Annotated in this window: 16 protein-coding genes and 3 tRNA genes; 1 reads left to right on the forward strand and 18 read right to left on the reverse strand. The window is 45.9% G+C overall.

The window, feature by feature from the left end; all coding sequences use genetic code 11:
- Positions 1-622 (reverse strand): LysR family transcriptional regulator (locus WQ57_RS16930; protein WP_046524952.1); only part of this gene is annotated, 622 nt, incomplete at its 3' end.
- Between the two features lie 137 nt (positions 623-759).
- Between WQ57_RS16930 and WQ57_RS16935 the strand changes: the two genes are divergently transcribed.
- The gene (locus WQ57_RS16935; protein WP_046524953.1) at positions 760-1,950 is read left to right on the forward strand and encodes a coenzyme F420-0:L-glutamate ligase; all 1,191 of its coding nucleotides are present in this window, start codon (positions 760-762) and stop codon (positions 1,948-1,950) included.
- Positions 1,951-2,075: 125 nt separating this feature from the next.
- On the opposite strand, the gene rlmH is transcribed toward WQ57_RS16935, so the two are convergent.
- From rlmH to WQ57_RS17015, 17 genes are all read right to left on the reverse strand, one after another.
- Positions 2,076-2,555: a 23S rRNA (pseudouridine(1915)-N(3))-methyltransferase RlmH gene (gene rlmH, locus WQ57_RS16940; RefSeq protein WP_046524954.1), complete on the reverse strand. Its 480-nt coding sequence runs from the start codon at positions 2,553-2,555 to the stop codon at positions 2,076-2,078.
- Between the two features lie 101 nt (positions 2,556-2,656).
- On the reverse strand, positions 2,657-2,818 hold the full coding sequence (locus WQ57_RS25950) for a CxxH/CxxC protein (RefSeq protein ID WP_064537378.1): 162 nt from the start codon (positions 2,816-2,818) through the stop codon (positions 2,657-2,659).
- Between the two features lie 138 nt (positions 2,819-2,956).
- Positions 2,957-4,192, reverse strand: coding sequence for a S1C family serine protease (locus WQ57_RS16945; RefSeq protein ID WP_046524955.1), 1,236 nt, complete (start codon positions 4,190-4,192; stop codon positions 2,957-2,959).
- Positions 4,193-4,357: 165 nt separating this feature from the next.
- Complete coding sequence (locus WQ57_RS16950) at positions 4,358-5,152, reverse strand: MBL fold metallo-hydrolase (RefSeq protein ID WP_046524956.1); 795 nt, start codon at positions 5,150-5,152, stop codon at positions 4,358-4,360.
- A gap of 6 nt (positions 5,153-5,158) precedes the next feature.
- On the reverse strand, positions 5,159-5,953 hold the full coding sequence (locus WQ57_RS16955; RefSeq protein ID WP_046524957.1) for a two-component system regulatory protein YycI: 795 nt from the start codon (positions 5,951-5,953) through the stop codon (positions 5,159-5,161).
- Positions 5,934-7,259 (reverse strand): YycH family regulatory protein, encoded by a 1,326-nt coding sequence (locus WQ57_RS16960; protein WP_046524958.1) that lies wholly within the window; start codon positions 7,257-7,259, stop codon positions 5,934-5,936. Before WQ57_RS16960 ends, WQ57_RS16955 begins: the two co-directional genes overlap by 20 nt.
- Complete coding sequence (gene walK / locus WQ57_RS16965; RefSeq protein ID WP_046524959.1) at positions 7,256-9,073, reverse strand: cell wall metabolism sensor histidine kinase WalK; 1,818 nt, start codon at positions 9,071-9,073, stop codon at positions 7,256-7,258. The genes WQ57_RS16960 and walK overlap by 4 nt, the downstream gene beginning before the upstream one ends.
- A 9-nt stretch (positions 9,074-9,082) precedes the next feature.
- Positions 9,083-9,790 carry a response regulator YycF gene (yycF, locus tag WQ57_RS16970; RefSeq protein ID WP_046524960.1) on the reverse strand — a complete coding sequence of 236 codons (708 nt, stop codon included), beginning with the start codon at positions 9,788-9,790 and terminating at the stop codon, positions 9,083-9,085.
- Between the two features lie 192 nt (positions 9,791-9,982).
- Entirely contained in the window at positions 9,983-11,464 is a 1,482-nt protein-coding gene (locus tag WQ57_RS16975; protein ID WP_084820309.1) for a M23 family metallopeptidase, read from the reverse strand.
- A 382-nt stretch (positions 11,465-11,846) separates the two neighbouring features.
- A tRNA-Phe gene (locus WQ57_RS16980) sits at positions 11,847-11,919 on the reverse strand.
- A gap of 183 nt (positions 11,920-12,102) precedes the next feature.
- Positions 12,103-12,177, reverse strand: a tRNA-Glu gene (locus tag WQ57_RS16985).
- Between the two features lie 13 nt (positions 12,178-12,190).
- A tRNA-Lys gene (locus tag WQ57_RS16990) sits at positions 12,191-12,266 on the reverse strand.
- Positions 12,267-12,296: 30 nt separating this feature from the next.
- Positions 12,297-12,608, reverse strand: a complete 312-nt coding sequence (locus WQ57_RS16995) for a hypothetical protein (protein ID WP_046524961.1) — start codon at positions 12,606-12,608, stop codon at positions 12,297-12,299.
- A gap of 360 nt (positions 12,609-12,968) precedes the next feature.
- Positions 12,969-14,261, reverse strand: coding sequence for an adenylosuccinate synthase (locus tag WQ57_RS17000; RefSeq protein WP_046524962.1), 1,293 nt, complete (start codon positions 14,259-14,261; stop codon positions 12,969-12,971).
- 180 nt (positions 14,262-14,441) lie between these two features.
- The gene (gene dnaB, locus WQ57_RS17005; protein ID WP_046524963.1) at positions 14,442-15,806 is read right to left on the reverse strand and encodes a replicative DNA helicase; all 1,365 of its coding nucleotides are present in this window, start codon (positions 15,804-15,806) and stop codon (positions 14,442-14,444) included.
- A gap of 146 nt (positions 15,807-15,952) precedes the next feature.
- Entirely contained in the window at positions 15,953-16,402 is a 450-nt protein-coding gene (gene rplI, locus WQ57_RS17010; RefSeq protein WP_046524964.1) for a 50S ribosomal protein L9, read from the reverse strand.
- Entirely contained in the window at positions 16,399-18,372 is a 1,974-nt protein-coding gene (locus tag WQ57_RS17015) for a DHH family phosphoesterase (protein ID WP_046524965.1), read from the reverse strand. Before WQ57_RS17015 ends, rplI begins: the two co-directional genes overlap by 4 nt.
- Positions 18,373-18,391 lie beyond the last annotated feature (19 nt).

An 18,391-nucleotide genomic window follows, 5' to 3' on the forward strand; every position in this document is an offset into this window, starting at 1 on the left:
TTTCTACAAACATACGTGAATTCGATTTCTTTTCTAAAAAAATAAGTGGCATCTTCATTAAAAACTCTAAACTAACCGCTTTATTTGTTAACCTTTTAAATTTTTCTCCACAGACAAAAATATCTTGAATTTCTTTACATGGTATCACTTGAAGGTGGTCGTCATAGATTGGCAAATTACATATCCCCACATCTGCCTTTCCATTTTTAATAAATTCACAGATTTCTGTTGTGGTTCCATTTAATATATTTAATTTGATTCCAGGGTATTTTGTATGAAACTCTTCCAAATAAGGTAATAAAAAATAGCGGGAGATGGTATCTCCAACGCCGATACGCAATTGTCCAGTCCTTAATGTTTTAAATTCCAATATTTTTTCTTCTGCTACATTAATCATTCCTATAGCTGAATTAATATGCTCATTTAATAGTTTTCCTTCGTTTGTCAATACCACACCCTTTGATGTTCGATAGAAAAGCTGTATTTCTAATTCATCCTCAAGTTTCATGATAGCTTGACTAACTGCAGATTGTGTCATATATAATTCCTGTGCTGCTTTAGAAAAACTTTTATTTTGGCTAACGACGTTAAAAATACGATATAAATCCAACTTTCCAATCATATAAATTCTCCTTATACCGGCTATTACATATATTAATTTTACTTATATCACTTTAGAAGTGTATAGTAAACTCGTAACGTTTAAACATAAGTACATAATTCTTTATAAAATATACTCGATTTAGAGGAGAGATTAAATTGACAAGAGCCGTTGGAACATTAGTTCGTGGGCTTCGCAGTCCCATCATCAACAAAGGAGATAATATTGAACAAATCGTAGTTGATACAGTAATAAATGCAGCAAAAATCGAAGGCTATTCGATAGAGGATCGTGACATTGTAACAATAACTGAATCCATTGTCGCTCGTGCACAAGGAAACTATGCGACAATTGACGATATAGCTACAGATGTTAACGCAAAATTCGATGACGATACAATCGGTGTCATTTTTCCAATTCTTAGCCGTAATCGATTTGCAAACTGCTTACGAGGGATAGCAAAAGGGGCAAAGAGTATAGTCTTAATGTTAAGCTATCCATCTGATGAAGTCGGAAACCACCTTGTAGATATTGATGAACTAGACGTTAAAGGTATAAATCCTTGGACAGATGTATTAACTGAAGCCCAATTCCGTGAACATTTCGGTTTTAACAAGCATCCATTTACAGGTGTTGACTACATTGAATACTATAAATCCCTGATTGAGGCTGAAGGTGCAGCGTGCGAGGTTATTTTCTCAAACAACCCAAAAACCATTTTGGATTATACAAAGAATGTTTTAACTTGTGATATACACTCACGTTTAAGAACAAAACGGTTTTTAACAAACGCTGGCGCTGAAAAAGTATATGGACTTGATGATATTCTTTCAGAATCAATTAATGGCAGCGGCTTTAATGAGGCTTATGGTCTACTTGGATCAAATAAAGCAACTGAAGACAGCGTAAAACTATTTCCAAACAACTGTCAGCCAATCGTAGATGAGATTCAGGCAAAAATTAAAGAAGTAACAGGTAAAACCGTTGAAGTAATGGTTTATGGCGATGGGGCATTCAAAGATCCAGTCGGGAAAATTTGGGAGCTTGCAGATCCAGTAGTGTCACCTGCTTACACTAAAGGCCTTAATGGTACTCCAAACGAAGTGAAATTAAAATACTTGGCAGATAACAACTTCTCTCATCTTCAAGGGGAAGAGTTAAAACAAGCTATTTCTGAGTACATTCAAAATAAAAAAGAAGACCTGGTTGGTGCAATGGAAGCGCAAGGTACTACACCTCGTAAACTAACAGACCTAATTGGATCATTATCTGATTTAACCTCAGGTAGTGGAGACAAAGGAACACCAATAGTTTATATTCAAGGTTACTTCGATAACTATACAAAATAAGTTCAGTGCAAAAAGGATGTCTCTATACCCAGACATCCTTTTCCCTTTCATGAAATTAAAATATCCTATACTGTAGGACAACTTAATTTGCCTGCTTTAGTAGTTCGTAGGATTCATACCCTCATTTACTTATGATACGGCTCCCCCCGATTAATCCGAAAAGCCCGATAGATTTGCTCAACCAAAATCAGTTTCATCAGCTGGTGCGGGAAGGTCATCCTTGAGAAACTTAACTGCTCATCTGCCCGCTTCAGGACTTCATCGCTCAGTCCGAGCGAGCCGCCAATCACGAAGGCCACCTTGCTTTTTCCATAGGTGGCCAGTTTGTCAAGGCTGTCGGCCAGCTCTTCGGACGATTTCTGCTTGCCGTTGATGGCGAGCGCGATGACATAGACATCGCTGCTAATTTTCGACAAAATCCGCTCGCCTTCTTTCTGTTTGACTTGCTCCATCTCCAGGTTACTCAGTTCCTCAGGTGCCTTTTCATCAGGCACTTCAACCATTTCAAGCTTTGCGTAGCTGTTCAGGCGCTTGGCGTATTCCTCAATCCCTTGTTTTAAATATTTCTCTTTCAACTTTCCGACAGCAATAATCGACAAATTCATACATTATCCCCACTTTACGAACAGGTTACAAACAACTTACAAACAACATATCCACAATAGTTATCCACATATTCACATCTGTATCCACATTTAGTAGGCGATCATTCGTTCCCCACAATATATACAGCAGGTTTTCCACAGTATCCACAGCTAAAAGGGTGGTTTTCCACAGCCTCAAGCTTCTCCAGCTGAGGAGCGGTTTCCAGTTCATCTACCGCTTCATCCAGCGCCAATTCTACATGTTCCTCACAGCAATAAGTCATTTTGTCCCATTCTCCCATCATGTAATTTTAAGCTATTTTTAATTTATCCACAGACCATTTTATCATACCGGAGCATCCTCACTCTTTTTTCTGCCCGCAAAAAAGGCAGAGAGTCTCCTCTCTGCCCATCCTGTCCTCCTATTGCTCGATCGTCATTTTATCCTCGACCAGCGTCATCGTCGTTTCCTGGAGCTTGCCATCACGGTAAAAGCTGATTTGCATTTCCTCTCCAGGTTCCTTCTCATTATACAAGTGCTTTCGAAGTGCAACGACATCCTCGATTTTCTCTCCGTCAAGCTCGACAATGACATCGTAAGCCTGCAGGCCTGCTTCCTGTGCCGGAGAGTTTTCCGTCACATCCAGTACAGCGACCCCATAATTCACGTCCTTAGGCAGGTTCAATTCGCTTTGCTGGTAACGCTCCGGAATCTGGTTGACCGAGCCAAGCTGGATTCCCATATATGGGCGTTTTACTGTTCCGTGCTCCTCAAGGTCCTCGATAATCGGGATTGCATAGTTGATGGGAATCGCAAGCCCAATTCCCTCAACGGCCGACTGGGCAATTTTCATCGAATTGATGCCGATTACCTGTCCATCGATATTAATAAGGGCACCGCCGCTGTTCCCAGGGTTGATGGCTGCATCTGTCTGAAGCACCTCCGCCTGCCAGTCAGGCTGCCCATCCTGGTTGATATCCACCGGGATTGCCCGTTCCAATCCCGAGATGATCCCCTGTGTTACAGAGTTGGAGAAACGCAGCCCAAGCGGGTTTCCAATCGCAATGGCCGGTTCGCCTATCTTGAGATTGTCAGAGTCGCCGAACTCCGCGACCGTCTCGACGTTTTCTGCGGAAATTTCAAGCACGGCCAAATCGGTCCACTCATCTCCGCCTTTAAGGGTGGCAGGGACCTTCGTGCCATCGCTCAAGCTCACTTCCAGCTCATTCGCCCCTTCGATAACATGGTAGTTGGTCACCACGTAGGCGTTATCTCCTTCTTTTTTATAAATCACACCTGAACCTGTGCCAGCCTCCTGCCCCTGGGCACTGCCAAACCAGAAGCCGCCCCCGGTTTGAATATTGGTAATCCCAACTACAGCACTGCCCGTCTTTTCAACGGCTTTAGTAACCTCTGTCACGACATCCACCGAGATGTTTTTCGACTCACCCGGGGATTCATCACGGGAGTCAGGCTGCGCGGAGCCATTTTGCGGCTCCACCTTATAAGGCAGCAAGCCATATTCGGAAAGCAGCGGCGTAGAGAAAATAATTAATAAGCCGCCAATAAGAGCTCCAGCGAGGGAAGTGAGGAAATAGCCGCCCCTGCTTCCCTTTTTCCGCTGATTGCGCGTGTGGTCATTATCATAATAGCCCAAATCCTCTCAGTCCTTTCAATTTCATAAATATGTACTATTCCATCCATCTTTATTATACTCTCTGCGAATAAGATTTTTAATTAATAACCCCCTGCAATAAGTGTAAAAAAAAGAAGAAAGGAATATTTCCCTTCTTCTCTTCCCTGATTATAATCACGATAAAACCTATACCGCTGTCAGGTCCGTTGGTATTTTCGCATCTGTATCATAAAGGTCCACCTGTTCGCCAATGACGACTCCCCGGCTTTCAAGCGTCTGTGCCACCGACATCCTTGCCAGGTCCTTCATGTTATTATCGAGGCTTAAATGGGCCAGGTAAATCCTCTTTGTTTTGTCGCCAATCACTTCACTCATGGCAAGCGCCGCATCCTCGTTGGAAACATGGCCATAATCGCCAAGGATCCTCCGTTTTATGTTCCATGGATATCGGCCCATCCTCAGCATCTGCACGTCGTGGTTGCTCTCAAATACATAGGCATCCGCATCGGAGATAATCCCCTTCATCCGATCGCTTACATAGCCTGTATCGGTGATCAGGACAAGCTTCTTGCCATCCTGGTGGAAAACATAAAACATTGGCTCTGCCGCATCATGGGAAACTCCGAAAGATTCAATATCAAGGTTGCCAAAGGTTTTGACTGTCTCCATGTCAAACGTGAACTTTTGTTCAACCGGGATTTCCCCAATCAGTCCGTCCATCGCTTTCCATGTTTTTTCATTCGCATAAATCGGCAGCTTATATTTACGGGCAACGATCCCAAGACCTTTGATATGGTCGCTGTGCTCATGTGTCACCAGGATTCCCGAAAGATTTTTCATTTCCCGGCCGATTTGGGCGAATAAAGCATCCATCTGCTTTCCGCTCAATCCTGCATCGACCAAAAAGCGCTGGTTTCCACTCTCCACATAGATCGCATTTCCCGTACTCCCGCTGGCGAGAACACTAAAATGCAAAGTCATATTTATTCACTCCGTTGTTTGGTTTTCACTGCTGTCCAACTGGATGACCTGGCCTTCAAAGGCATGGACAAACAGGTTCTCTTCCCCATTTACGACGATTCTCCAGGTCGGGGCAAGAACCTGTGAGGCCGTGAGCTGTACGAGTGTTGAATAGCCGAGTTCCACTTTGGTGATTTCGGTCCGCGGTTTCAAAAAGCCTCTTTTATAAAGCGTTTCAATCGCACTAAGTGGAGCCAGGACTTCCTGTTCGTCCGAAAGCTCTTCAATCACTTCCAAAAAGGTTTGTTCAAAGGTATCCACTTCGTTTTGCTCATTGATAAAGAAAGTGAGTTTCGCATTCAGGTTATGGTACATTGTTTTGCCTTCGTACTGCTGGTAATACGTAATCGTGCCTTCATCGTCGTTCTTTTCCCAAAATCGGTACTGATCAGCATGTTTGATATCATTTCGGACCGCAGCGATAAACTCGTCGGAATTAAACTTGCCCGTCAATTCCACTGGATTCTCCAGGTAGCCTGTAATAATGGCTCCTTCACTGCTGCCAAGCTTTTGGACTTGGTTGGGTGACAGGTCCTCCGGCTTGAAAACCTTCTGCTTTACACTCACATACTGTTCTTTCACCAGTTCCTGCGGCAACCCGCTATACGTGATATCATCGTTTTTCAGTTTTTCTTCAAGCGAAGCTTCTTTCATAAATTCATAGTTGGCTTCATCCCTTGTGGAGATGAGCTGATAGGCCAAATAGATATCAAGAAGAAGGAAAGAGATGATAAAAATGGTTTTAATTCTGCTCCAATCCATTTTTTACCTCACCCCCATTCAAAACCAGCTCGCGCCAAACATCATCGTACTGGTAAAACCAGCCCGGCTCCAGGAAGACGAGCGAAGAGTCCTCGGAATCCCGGGTCATATAGTAGCCAGGTGAAATATCCTTAAGCAATTCAGGCTTCAAATCCGCCTTTTGTTCAAGGATTTCTACAATCTCCCGGCCGGAAGGCAGCTTGACTGAATTATTCATTTCCGGGTTTAACGGCAGCTCCAGGTGAAAGCTTGGGCGGATATACCGGTTGATTTCACTCTGCCCCCATACTTGGAGGATTTCCGACATGCCAAGCTGGTTAAAGATAGGATAGCCTTCCTTGCTGTAGATCCTGAAAATGACCCTCTGGTTAAAATCATCCTTGTACACATAGCGGTAATTGTCTGTCCAGCCGCCATGCGCATTGACGAAATCGATGCTTTTCTGGACAAGGTTGGAGGTCCCGATCACCGCGTCATTCCCCTTTAATGGATTGATATAGTAGATCATGCTGGTATTGCGGTCCACTGTCATTTTGCTGGCTTCATCGGCATACTCTTCCCCATCCGGTACTGAGCTCCTTTGGACGAAGCTCGGGTCTCTGAACAAGGCCTCCTTAAGCATTTCGGGCTCAATAGGATTGCGGTAATACGTATATTTCAGCATTTCGGTTTGCTCAACAGGCAGATAAATATTCTTCCCGTTATGAAGCTGATAAGCAAAATACTCATTCTGCCGGCCGCCCTTAGCCTGGAACTCATCTACAAACTCGGAAACAGCCGTCAGGCTTACATTGCTTTTATAGGCATTCTGGTTCTTTGAAGAGTAAAAGTAAATGGACGCTTCCTGCCCGCCTGGTTCCGAATGAATCAAGATACGGTCAAACTCGAATTTGGGAAGGTCCCTGTCTTCAAAATTCAGCACTTTCCGGTACAGCTCTACGGGAACTTCTTCCGGAAAAATGATTTCTGTATGGTCTCTCTCCGACAGCCTGTTTAGAAGCTCAATGCCTTTTTCCGGAGTTTTCGCCACATCGTAATACTTCCATTTGCTGATCATCGCCACGATTTTATCTATCTCACTATTGCGGATGCTTCCATATGTTATCCCGTCAAGATGGTACATCACCTGGTGAGGCTTCACAATTTTATTAATTTCCTTTTTGGCCCCAATTGTAACTTCATTCACCGTCTTCTCATTTTCCACCATTTCGTAATTCGGCTGGAAGGTCCAAATATTCCAGGTAAGAATAGCGCTAAGAACGATGAGAATGGTTAAGATAGCTGTTTTGATATTTTCATATGTCATGACCAATCATCCTCTGCTGCGTCATATGGAAGGGTAAACGATATAGTGGTTCCCTTTCCTTCCACACTCTCTGCCCAGATTTCGCCGCCATGAGCCGTAACCATTTCCTTGGCAATGGCGAGCCCAAGTCCTGTTCCGCCTAGCTTGCGCGACCTGGCCCGGTCAACCCGGTAAAAGCGGTCAAATATTTTCGTCAGATTATCTTTAGGGATTCCAACCCCTTCATCTGACACGCTTATGGTAATCCTGCTTTCTTCCTGTTTCACCTGGAAGGTGATCCTTCCCCCTTCAGGTGAATACTTCATCGCATTTGAGATGATATTATCAAGAACCTGGGTGACTTTATCTTCATCAATTTCGACAAAGATAGCATCCTTAGGAATCCTGCGGATAAAGGTTACGTTCTGATTTTTTGTAAATTCAAAACGGTCAATGATCCGGTTAAAGAAAATCGGGAAATCAACCCATTCTTTTGAAAGCCGGTAATCCGTACTATCCATTTTCGAAAGCTGCAGCAAATCGTTGACCAGGCGGATCATTCTTTCCGTCTCGGTCTGGGTCGTCTGCAAGAATACCGGGGCTATTTCTTCATCCTTCCAGGCCCCTTCAGCCAGCGCTTCAAGATAGCTCCGCATCGTGGTCAAAGGAGTCCTCAATTCATGCGATACGTTTGCAACAAACTCGCGCCGCTCCATATCAATCTTTTCCTGCTCGGTTATGTCATGGAGCACCGCAATCAAGCCATTTACAAACCCGCTGTCCTTCTGGATAACGGAGAAATTGACCCGTAGAACAAACGGCTCGCTCGCTGTGCTGTAGTCGAGAATGACCGATTCTTGTTCCTGAAGCAAATCCTCCAGTGTATAGTCCTCTTCAAGGCCCAAAACCGAAACAATCGGTTCGGACAGGACTGTTTCACGTGAAACATCCAGCATATTGGCAGCCGGTTCGTTAATCAGGATGATTTTTCCTTTGCGGTCCGTCGCAATGACACCGTCTGTCATATTGGAAATGACTGAACTCAGCTTCCGCTTCTCGCCCTCGGTCGTTGCCGTTGCCTCCTGCAGCTTTTTGGTCAGATCATTAAAAGTCATGGCCAGCTGGCCAATTTCATCCTGGTCATATACTTTTACTTTTCGCGAAAAATTGCCTCTAGTCATCGCGAGCGCCTGCTTCTTCATGTCCGCTATCGGCCTTGTGATGGTACGGGCAAGCAAAATTCCCAGTAGGGCAGTTAGGATAAGCGCTATTCCTGTCCCAGTAAATAGAATCCGGTTGATATCTTTCATTTGCGAAAAGATGTTTTCTACTTTGGCTATCAGATAAACAGCGCCAATCACTTCTCCGCCGGAATGGATGGGCGTAGACTGAACCCACACTGGCCGACCGGACTGTACTTGAATGCTGCCTTCCTCCTTATCAAGGAGAATCGAACGTTTGATTTTCAGCTCTGTCGTCCTTTGTCCAACCACTCCCTGCTTGCTGTCGTCGGAAGTCCCAAGAATCCGGAAATTGCTGCCGTCAATCACCCTGATTTCCGAAATATCCTTGGCTACATAATCTCGTAAAATATCGCGGATATCCTCTTCCCTGGCAGGGTCTTCCTTGCCGCGCTCCCTGACCATTTCCTCCTCGACATCGTAAACCAGCATATTTACCCGCTGCTTCAGGGAGTTCTGGTAATTGGTCATGAGCGTGTCTTCGAGCTGCCTGACAAAGTAAACACCAATGATCTGCATCGCAATCAAGATTAACAGCACATAGATGATGACAAACTTAAGGTGGATCGAACGAAAAAAACCAACTTTTTTCATCGTATTGAATTACTCCTGCTCATTGCGCAAATAGTATCCCACTCCACGGCGTGTCACAATCCAGGTTGGGTGGCTCGGGTTGTCCTCAATTTTCTCGCGCAGGCGCCGTACCGTCACATCTACCGTCCGCACATCGCCATAGTAATCATAGCCCCATACCGTCTGAAGAAGATGCTCCCTGGTCATTACCTGGCCAATATGCTTTGCCAGATAGTGCAGAAGCTCGAACTCGCGGTGTGTCAGTTCAATCGTTTCCCCGCGCTTGGAGACCACATAGGCATCCGGATGGATGGTCAAAGAACCGATGGTGATTTCGTTGGACTCCACTTCATCCTCCGATTTGGCTGCAACCTGCTGGTGGCGGCGCAAATTGGCTTTTACACGTGCAATCAGTTCCCTTGTGCTGAAAGGCTTTGTAACATAGTCATCTGCTCCAAGCTCCAGCCCCAGAACCTTGTCGATTTCTGAGTCTTTAGCGGTCAGCATGATGATCGGCATTTCATATTTTTTGCGGACTTCACGGCAGACTTCCATTCCATCACGCATCGGCAGCATGATATCAAGCAGGATGATGTCCGGCTGGACTTCTTCCACCAATTCAAGAGCGGTATCGCCGTCATAGGCGCAATGCACTTCATAGCCTTCTTTTTTTAGGTTGAATTGCAGGATATCTGCAATTGGCTTTTCGTCATCAACTACGAGAATTTTCTTTTGCATGTCCATTCTCCTTTTCCCATTTAATGTCTATTTAAATATTGAAGTTTTTTTAAAAAAGACCTATCTTATCTATTTTACTTCATTAACAGCAAAAACTGAATTCCTGTGATGGTTAACTAGGAAACTTCTTATTGCCAATTTACTGGTAAATATTGAAAAGCCTCTAGTCAACAGAGTCTAGAGGCTTTCCTTCTATCGTTTGAGAACACTCATCGGATTGACAAGCTTTCCATTTTTATAAACTTCAAAATGCAGATGGACTCCGGTAGAATCGCCTGTTCTGCCCATTACGCCAATCTTTGATCCGCGCTGGACCGTCTGGCCGGGCTTAACCGAGATGGAGGCAAGATGGGCATATACGGTGCGATAGCCATTTTGATGGTCAATGACGACCTTGTTTCCATATCCGCCATTATTGTATCCGGCGGAAACCACTTTACCGTTATCGACCGCTTTGATGCCAAGGTCGCTTGGTCTCGCAATGTCAATTCCCTTATGCATTTTTCCCCAGCGGTATCCCATTTGGCTGGAGACATACCCTCCACCTGCAGGCCATACAAAGTTTCCTTCACCGCGGGAAGCTACCACTTTTGTTCCCTTGATGATAATTTCCTTTACAGGAGTATGTATCTCGGTTGTCTGAATGGCCTTCTTTTCAGTTACCTTGCCATTTCGTTCGGAAACCGCATATGTAATGCCATTCACGCCGTCTTTTCCTTCCTGTTTCACTTTTGTGTCGCCTTTAAACATGGAAGCATCCTCGATCACTTCCTTTTCATGAGGCACCTCTTCTGTCTCGTAAACTTCCTTGCTGACAATCACTTCCGCAAACGGCTGATGGAAGGTAACCTTGAGTTCCTGGCCCGTCCTAATCACCGAGTCCTCTGTCATTCCGGCATTCAGGCTGACCAGCTGCTTGAGGGTCAGACCATGGCTGCTCGCGATTGAACTCAGAGCATCCCCCGGCTGAACTTTATAGCTTTTTTCTTCCAGTGTGCCTTTTTTAAAGAGATTGACTGCTTCTTCAACACTTAAAATTTGTTCCGGATCAATTTTTGCTTCGGTCATTGAAACTTCTTCACTCAAAGAAACGTCTAATAACCGAGTTTCATTTTCCTTTAAAGCGGGTAATGCATAATTAGGATTCTTTTGGCGCTCCTCCAGCTCTGCAAGCTGCTCTTCTGTTACATAATCCAGCTTCAGGCTGCGGATCACTTTTTCTGCTGACTCCTGGTCCTTGACATAGGCGACTTCCTTTTCACCAATCACAAGGGCATAGGCATTCGCCTGTATGCTAAGTTCGCTGTCCAGCTTTTGGATGACCTCATCTGAATCTGCCTGTGAGACAGACTGGAAAACCTGTTCCGAAACATAGGAGAGTTCTTTTCCAGCTTCAAGCTCAATTCCTTCATAAATCTCTTCCATGGCAGCGGTTTTTTCCTCAAGCAAGGTTTCAACCTGGCCTTTGTCAGCCACGGTACCCACAAATTTATTCTCTACATATACATGATAAACCGTTGTAAGGTCCGTCTTTTCTGCTGCAGCTATATTTCCTGTTCCGACTGTTAATGCAGTGACAGCCATTGCCGCAGCGGCAACCTGTCTAAACACCGGTTTTATTTGAACGGCCATCTTGCCCCGTAAACCGAGCAGCTTCTTCTTCAAATTTCCCATGATATCCTCCTGCGGTACACGAACAAGGGACTAGTACCAATAGACTAATAGATTTATAAACAACACCCCTATACCTTAACATAAAATGAATTGAAAAATCGGACGATGCATTGTTATGTAACAAAAATGTATAATTACTGACATTTTCTGACCTGTTTTTGTAAATTTCTTGCAAGAAGAGAGAGAGTTAAATGTCAGATGTTCCTGGGAAAATTAGTCGAAAGGTCCAAGATCCTAAGGGAATACCGCTTTTATTGAAGAATTCAGCTGCTGATTGAAGCTGAATCTTTGTCTGAAAAGAGCGAAAGGATGTATATTACAGCTATATAACAGCGCATAAAAACAAAGAAGGAATGCGCCATGTACGCATTCCTTCTTTGTATGGCTCAGGACGGAATCGAACCGCCGACACAAGGATTTTCAGTCCTTTGCTCTACCGACTGAGCTACTGAGCCTTATAAAGTTTTTATCCCGCTTAAGAGTTGGTGCGGGTCCTTTGCTCAAAAGACCTTCGGTCTTTCTCGCAGGTTACCGCAGAAGCTGTCTCAGAGAGGTTAGCAACCTGCTCTACCGACTGAGCTACTGAGCCGTATGAACTTTTTTGCCGGGCTACTGGGCCGAGCTAATTTATGTAAAAATGGTGACCCCTACGGGATTCGAACCCGTGTTACCGCCGTGAAAGGGCGGTGTCTTAACCGCTTGACCAAGGGGCCATGTTAAAAAACATGGTGAGCCATGAAGGACTCGAACCTTCGACCCTCTGATTAAAAGTCAGATGCTCTACCGACTGAGCTAATGGCTCTTTATTAATTTAATAACTTCTATATTGAATTTACCCACTGGCAAACTCGTAAACCGTCTCTCGTTCGACAAATTTCATATCTCTCTTAGACGACTTTTTCATATTATCATATAGGATCGGTGAAGTGCAATCTTTTTTTGCGATTTTTTTAGCAATGATAGACCTTATTTCTTTATTTTTATCAATAACGGGCTTCCATTTACTTGATGGAGGACCTTTTTTTCTATTCCCTACCCAAAACGGTCCTCCATCACCCTCATGGAAGACCTTTTTTCCTCTTCCCTCCCCAAAGCGGTCCTCCATCACCCTCTTGGAGGACCATTTTTCCTCTCCCCTACCCAAAATGGACCTCCATCACACTCATGGAGGACCTTTTTTCCTCTTTCCTCCCCAAAGCGGCCTCCATCACCCTCATGGAAGACCTTTTTTCCTCTTTCCTACCCAAAACGGTCCTCCATCACCCTCATGGAAGACCTTTTTTCCTCTTCCCTCCCCAAAGCGGTCCTCCATCACCCTCTTGGAGGACCATTTTTCCTCTTCCCTCCCCAAAGCGGTCCTCCATCACCCTCATGGAAGACCTTTTCCCGATTGCATGCCCCAAAACGGTCCTCCATCCCTCTATTCCCCCCTCTTCCCAGCGCCTCCTCCTGACCCCAGACAAAAAGCCTCCCAACACCCGGGAGGCTTTCAACAAACTAACAATTATTTTTGGCGCCATGGGCTGCGGACGACGTTGGTCTGGTTGCGGTCCGGGCCTACTGAGAAGATGGATAATGGAATTCCCGTCAGCTGGGATACTCTCTCGATATAATGCCTTGCATTCGCTGGCAGCTCATCGAGGGACTTGCAGCCGGTAATGTCTTCCGTCCAGCCTGGCAGTTCCTCATAAACAGGCTCGCATTGCGCAAGGGCTTTAAGGCTTGCAGGGAACTCTTCGATCACTTCGCCATTAAGACGATAAGCAACACAAATCTTGAGCGTCTCAATTCCGGTCAATACATCGATGGAATTAAGCGACAGATCTGTCAGGCCGCTGACCCTGCGGGCATGGCGGACAACTACGCTGTCAAACCAGCCGACGCGGCGAGGCCTTCCGGTTGTTGTACCATATTCACGGCCGACTTCACGGATTTGATGGCCGATTTCGTTGTCCAGTTCCGTTGGGAACGGACCATCGCCGACTCTTGTTGTATAGGCTTTGCATACACCGACCACATGGGTGATTTTGCTTGGTCCGACGCCTGAACCAATGGTTACCCCGCCGGCAACCGGATTGGATGACGTTACGAACGGGTAGGTTCCCTGGTCAATGTCGAGCATAACTCCCTGCGCACCTTCAAACAGGACACGGCGGCCCTCATCAAGGGCATCATTGAGGACAACAGACGTATCGCACACATACTGGGCGATCTGCTGGCCATATTCGTAATATTCGTCAAGGATGTCTTCAAGCTTGAAGCCTTCTGTTTCGTACATCCGCTCAAATAAACGGTTCTTTTCTTCCAGATTGCGGGTCAGTTTCTCTTCAAACACTTCGCGGTCAAGAAGGTCGGCAATCCTGATGCCCACACGCGCAGCCTTATCCATATAGGCAGGGCCGATTCCTTTTTTCGTTGTGCCAATTTTATTGGCGCCTTTGCGTGCTTCTTCGACTTCATCCTGTTTTAGATGGTACGGAAGGATAACATGAGCACGGTTTGAGATTCTCAAATTGCTCGTGTCGACTCCCTTGTCATGCAGGTAGGCAAGCTCCTGCACAAGCGCTTTAGGGTCAACAACCATTCCGTTGCCGATAACGCATGCCTTATCTTTATAAAAAATTCCGGATGGGATTAAATGCAGCTTATACGTTTCACCGTTAAACTTAATGGTATGGCCGGCATTGTTTCCTCCCTGGTAACGCGCAACGACTTCAGCGTTCTCGGACAGGAAATCAGTAATCTTCCCTTTGCCCTCATCTCCCCACTGTGTTCCCACAACAACAACTGATGACATATCAGATGCACCTCCAAAGGTCTATGTAAAAGTAAAATTCTCAATCAAACAAATCAATTTTACCAGTTCTTATACAATAAAGTCAATTAAACACGAACATTTATATAACTATCTCAAAATACGTTCGTAAAAACTAGTTTTCTATTATAAAAAAAAGACTAACCATATCAAGGTTAATCTTTAAGCTCCAGGCGGTATGGACGATTCTCCATAGCGCGTTTCGAGATTCACGAATTTGTTGTACTCTTTTACAAATGCAAGCTGGACCGTGCCAACCGGGCCGTTACGCTGTTTGGCAATGATGATTTCAATGATGTCCTTGTTCTCCGATTCTTTGTCATAATAGTCATCGCGGTATAAGAACGCTACAATATCGGCGTCCTGCTCGATACTTCCGGATTCACGGATGTCAGACATCATCGGGCGCTTATCCTGGCGCTGTTCAACACCGCGGGAGAGCTGAGACAAAGCGATGACCGGAACTTCAAGTTCCCTCGCCAAAGCTTTTAGGGAACGGGAGATTTCCGAAACCTCCTGCTGGCGGTTTTCCCCTGAGCGTCCGTTACCCTGGATGAGCTGCAAGTAATCAATCAGAATCATCCCAAGCCCTTGCTCCTGCTTCAGGCGCCGGCATTTGGAACGGATCTCGCTGATTCTGACCCCTGGTGTATCGTCTATGAAAATACCAGAATTCGATAGGCTGCCCATTGCCATTGTCAGCTTTCCCCAGTCTTCATCCGTAAGGGAGCCGGTCCTCAAGTTTTGGGCATTTATATTGCCCTCGGCACAGAGCATACGCATGACCAGCTGCTCCGCTCCCATCTCAAGGCTGAAGATGGCCACATTCTCAGCGGTCTTGGTCGCCACATTCTGGGCGATGTTAAGCGCGAACGCTGTCTTACCAACCGAAGGACGTGCAGCCACAATGATCAGGTCATTCCGCTGGAAACCGGCTGTCATTCTGTCCAGCTCGGCAAAACCGGTGGCAATGCCCGTAATGTCGCCAACACGGTTGTGAAGGAGCTCAATATTGTCGTACGTGCGTACAAGAACATCCTTAATATTGTGAAAGGCCCCCGCATTCTTCCGCTGGGCCACCTCGAGGATGCTTTTTTCTGCTTCACTCAGCAGGGCTTCCACTTCATCTTCCCTGGAATAGCCATCCTGGGCAATGCCTGTCGCCGTCCGGATCAGCCTTCTCAGCAAAGACTTTTCTTCGACAATCCTGGCGTAATATTCAATATTGGCCGCCGTCGGAACAGAGGCCGCAAGCTCGCTCAAATAGCTGACCCCGCCGGTATCCTCAAGAAGCTTTGCTGCAGCCAGTTCCTCGGTGACGGTAATCAGGTCGACCGCTTTCCCTTTGTCATTCAGGTTTAGCATCACATCAAAGATTTTTTGGTGTGCCGCCCGGTAAAAGTCTTCGGGAATCAAAACTTCAGAAGCAACTGTCAATGACGATGGTTCAAGAAATATAGCTCCCAGCACGGCCTGTTCCGCTTCCTGATTCTGCGGCGGCAGCTGGTTGGCAAATAAATCATTCATATGCAAACCTCCCTAAGAGGATCATTAAAGAAAAAAAGTGATCAGCAATAAAGACTAATCACAGAAGAAAGACAGAAAAGCATCGTCGTCCGCTTTTCTGCCGGCACTTATATTCTATCATGTTTTGTGGGATAAGGAACTGGAAATTAGTTTCCTTCTTTTACATGCACGTTCAAGGTAGCAGTCACATCGGTATGGAGCTTGACTGGAACCTTTGTATAGCCAAGGGCACGAATGGCATCGTCGAGTTCGATTTTGCGCTTGTCAATTTTAATCTTATGCTGTTTCTGCAGGGCTTCGGCAATCTGCTTGCTAGTGATGGAACCAAACAGGCGGCCGCCTTCTCCTGACTTGGCTGTAAGCTCCACTGTCAGCTTTTCGACCTTCTCCTTCAATTCCTCCGCCTGCTTCAGCTCTTCCTCCGCCTGCTTTTCTTCCTTCTTCTTCTGGGCGCTAAGAGAGCTCATCGCCGCTGAAGAAGCCTCGACGGCAAGGCCTTGCTTGATCAGGAAGTTATGCGCGTAGCCATCTGCCACATTTTTCACTTCACCTTTTTTACCTTTTCCTTTAACATCCTTCAAGAATATGACTTTCATTCTTTGTTTCCCCCTTCCAAGTATTCGGCAATTGCATTCTGGAGGGCCTTTTCAGCCTCTTCCACTGTACTGTCAGGCAATTGGGTCGCCGCATTGCTTAAATGCCCGCCGCCATTCAGGCTTTCCATGACGATCTGGACATTCACCTCTCCAAGTGAACGGGCACTGATGCCGACAAGGCCGTCTGGCCTGTTGGCGATGACGAAGGATGCGGACACCCCATCCATCGTCAGCAGCGTATCCGCCGCCTGGGCAATCAGCACATTATCGCTGATTTCATCTTCTGGCGCGGCGGCAATCACGATGCCTTCTTCATAAAAATACACATTTTCAATGATTCGCGCCCGCTTGATGTAGGTATGGATATCTTCCTTCAAAAACTTCTGGACAAGGACCGTATCGGCCCCATGGCTCCGCAAATAGGAGGCGGCATCGAAGGTCCGTGATCCTGTCCTGAGCGTAAAGCTCTTCGTATCAACGATAATCCCGGCCAGCAGGGCTGTCGCTTCAAGCATTTGGATCTTGCCGTTTTTAGGCTGGTATTCCAGAAGCTCGGTGACCAGCTCGGCAGTAGATGACGCATATGGTTCCATATAGACAAGCAGCGGGTTTTTAATGAATTCTTCTCCCCGGCGGTGATGGTCAATGACAATGATATTCTCAAGCCTGTGAAGCAGGCGCTCATCAATCACCAGTGACGGTTTATGGGTATCGACAACAACAAGAAGCGTATCATCAGTGGCAATTTCATAAGCCTGATCCGGGGTGATGAAACAGGAATACAGCTCCTCTTTATGCCTGATTTCCTCCATCATTCTTCGGACACCAACATCGATTTCCTGCTTATTAACCACAATATAGCCTTCGCGATTGTTCATCTGTGCGACTTTTAAAATGCCGATGGCCGAACCGATCGCATCCATATCGGGATTCTTATGTCCCATAATCAATACCTTGTCGCTCTCTGCAACAAGGTCCCTCAGCGCATGGGAGATGACTCTCGCCCTTACCCGGGTCCGCTTTTCCACCGGATTTGTCTTGCCTCCGTAGAATTTCACTTTCCCGTTCGGCTGCTTTACAGCGACCTGATCGCCGCCGCGCCCCAATGCTAGGTCAAGGCTGGACTGGGCCTGCTCGCCCAGCTCCGGGAGCGAAGACACACCAGTTCCAACTCCCACGCTCAGCGTCAGCGGTACATTCTGCTTGGATGTCGTTTCCCTCACTTCATCCAGAATGGAAAACTTGCTCTTTTCCAAAAGCTGAAGAATATGTTCATTAAAGACTCCCATAAATCGTTCGGACGAAACCCTTTTAAGAAAAACGCCATTATTGGTTGCCCATTTATTCAGGATCGAAGTAACCAGATTGTTCAGGCTGCTCCGCATATGGTCATCCATTCCCTGGGTCAGTTCGTCGTAATTATCAAGGTAAATATAGGCTATAACCGTTCTTTCGTCATGATAAAGCTTTTCAATCTCTGACTGTTCTGTTACATCGAAAAAGTAAAGCAGTCTTTCCTCAGCCTTATGGATGACCCGGAATTTCCGATCGTGCATGGAAATAATTTCCGTTTCAACTTCCTGCTTGATCAATGGAATCACAGCATCCGCCACGTCATACAGGGAGCGCCCCACAAGGGAATCTTCCTGAAAGCAGGATGCGATGAACGGATTGGTCCACTCGATATAGTAATCATCATTGATCAGCATAATTCCAATCGGCATCTCCATCAAGGCTTCTTCGCCGACTTTTTTTATACGATAGGAAAGGGTCGATATATATTCTTCGGTTTCCTGTTTAGCCTTTTCAATCCTCCGGAAGATGAAAAAGATAAACAGCCCTGTAACGATATAGCCAGCGGCTCCTATCATCCAGTTATAATAGGAGAGCACTCCAAGAAGCACCAGGACCGCAGCTATTAATCCGTATAATGGTAAACGAACTTGTCGCCTTTCCAAATGTGAAGGCATGGACTCAGCTCCTATAGCA

This window comes from Mesobacillus campisalis, from assembly GCF_000986785.1.
Taxonomy (GTDB): domain Bacteria; phylum Bacillota; class Bacilli; order Bacillales; family Cytobacillaceae; genus Mesobacillus_B; species Mesobacillus_B campisalis.

Excerpts from the sequence above, each read along its gene's own strand:
- rlmH (WP_046524954.1), bottom strand. The coding sequence starts at position 2,555 with ATGAATTTGTCGATTATTGCTGTCGGAAAGTTGAAAGAGAAATATTTA.
- WQ57_RS25950 (WP_064537378.1), bottom strand. The coding sequence starts at position 2,818 with ATGACTTATTGCTGTGAGGAACATGTAGAATTGGCGCTGGATGAAGCG.
- WQ57_RS16950 (WP_046524956.1), bottom strand. The coding sequence starts at position 5,152 with ATGACTTTGCATTTTAGTGTTCTCGCCAGCGGGAGTACGGGAAATGCG.
- WQ57_RS16955 (WP_046524957.1), bottom strand. The coding sequence starts at position 5,953 with ATGGATTGGAGCAGAATTAAAACCATTTTTATCATCTCTTTCCTTCTT.
- WQ57_RS16960 (WP_046524958.1), bottom strand. The coding sequence starts at position 7,259 with ATGACATATGAAAATATCAAAACAGCTATCTTAACCATTCTCATCGTT.
- walK (WP_046524959.1), bottom strand. The coding sequence starts at position 9,073 with ATGAAAAAAGTTGGTTTTTTTCGTTCGATCCACCTTAAGTTTGTCATC.
- yycF (WP_046524960.1), bottom strand. The coding sequence starts at position 9,790 with ATGCAAAAGAAAATTCTCGTAGTTGATGACGAAAAGCCAATTGCAGAT.
- WQ57_RS16975 (WP_084820309.1), bottom strand. The coding sequence starts at position 11,464 with ATGGGAAATTTGAAGAAGAAGCTGCTCGGTTTACGGGGCAAGATGGCC.
- WQ57_RS17000 (WP_046524962.1), bottom strand. The coding sequence starts at position 14,261 with ATGTCATCAGTTGTTGTTGTGGGAACACAGTGGGGAGATGAGGGCAAA.
- dnaB (WP_046524963.1), bottom strand. The coding sequence starts at position 15,806 with ATGAATGATTTATTTGCCAACCAGCTGCCGCCGCAGAATCAGGAAGCG.
- rplI (WP_046524964.1), bottom strand. The coding sequence starts at position 16,402 with ATGAAAGTCATATTCTTGAAGGATGTTAAAGGAAAAGGTAAAAAAGGT.
- WQ57_RS17015 (WP_046524965.1), bottom strand. The coding sequence starts at position 18,372 with ATGCCTTCACATTTGGAAAGGCGACAAGTTCGTTTACCATTATACGGA.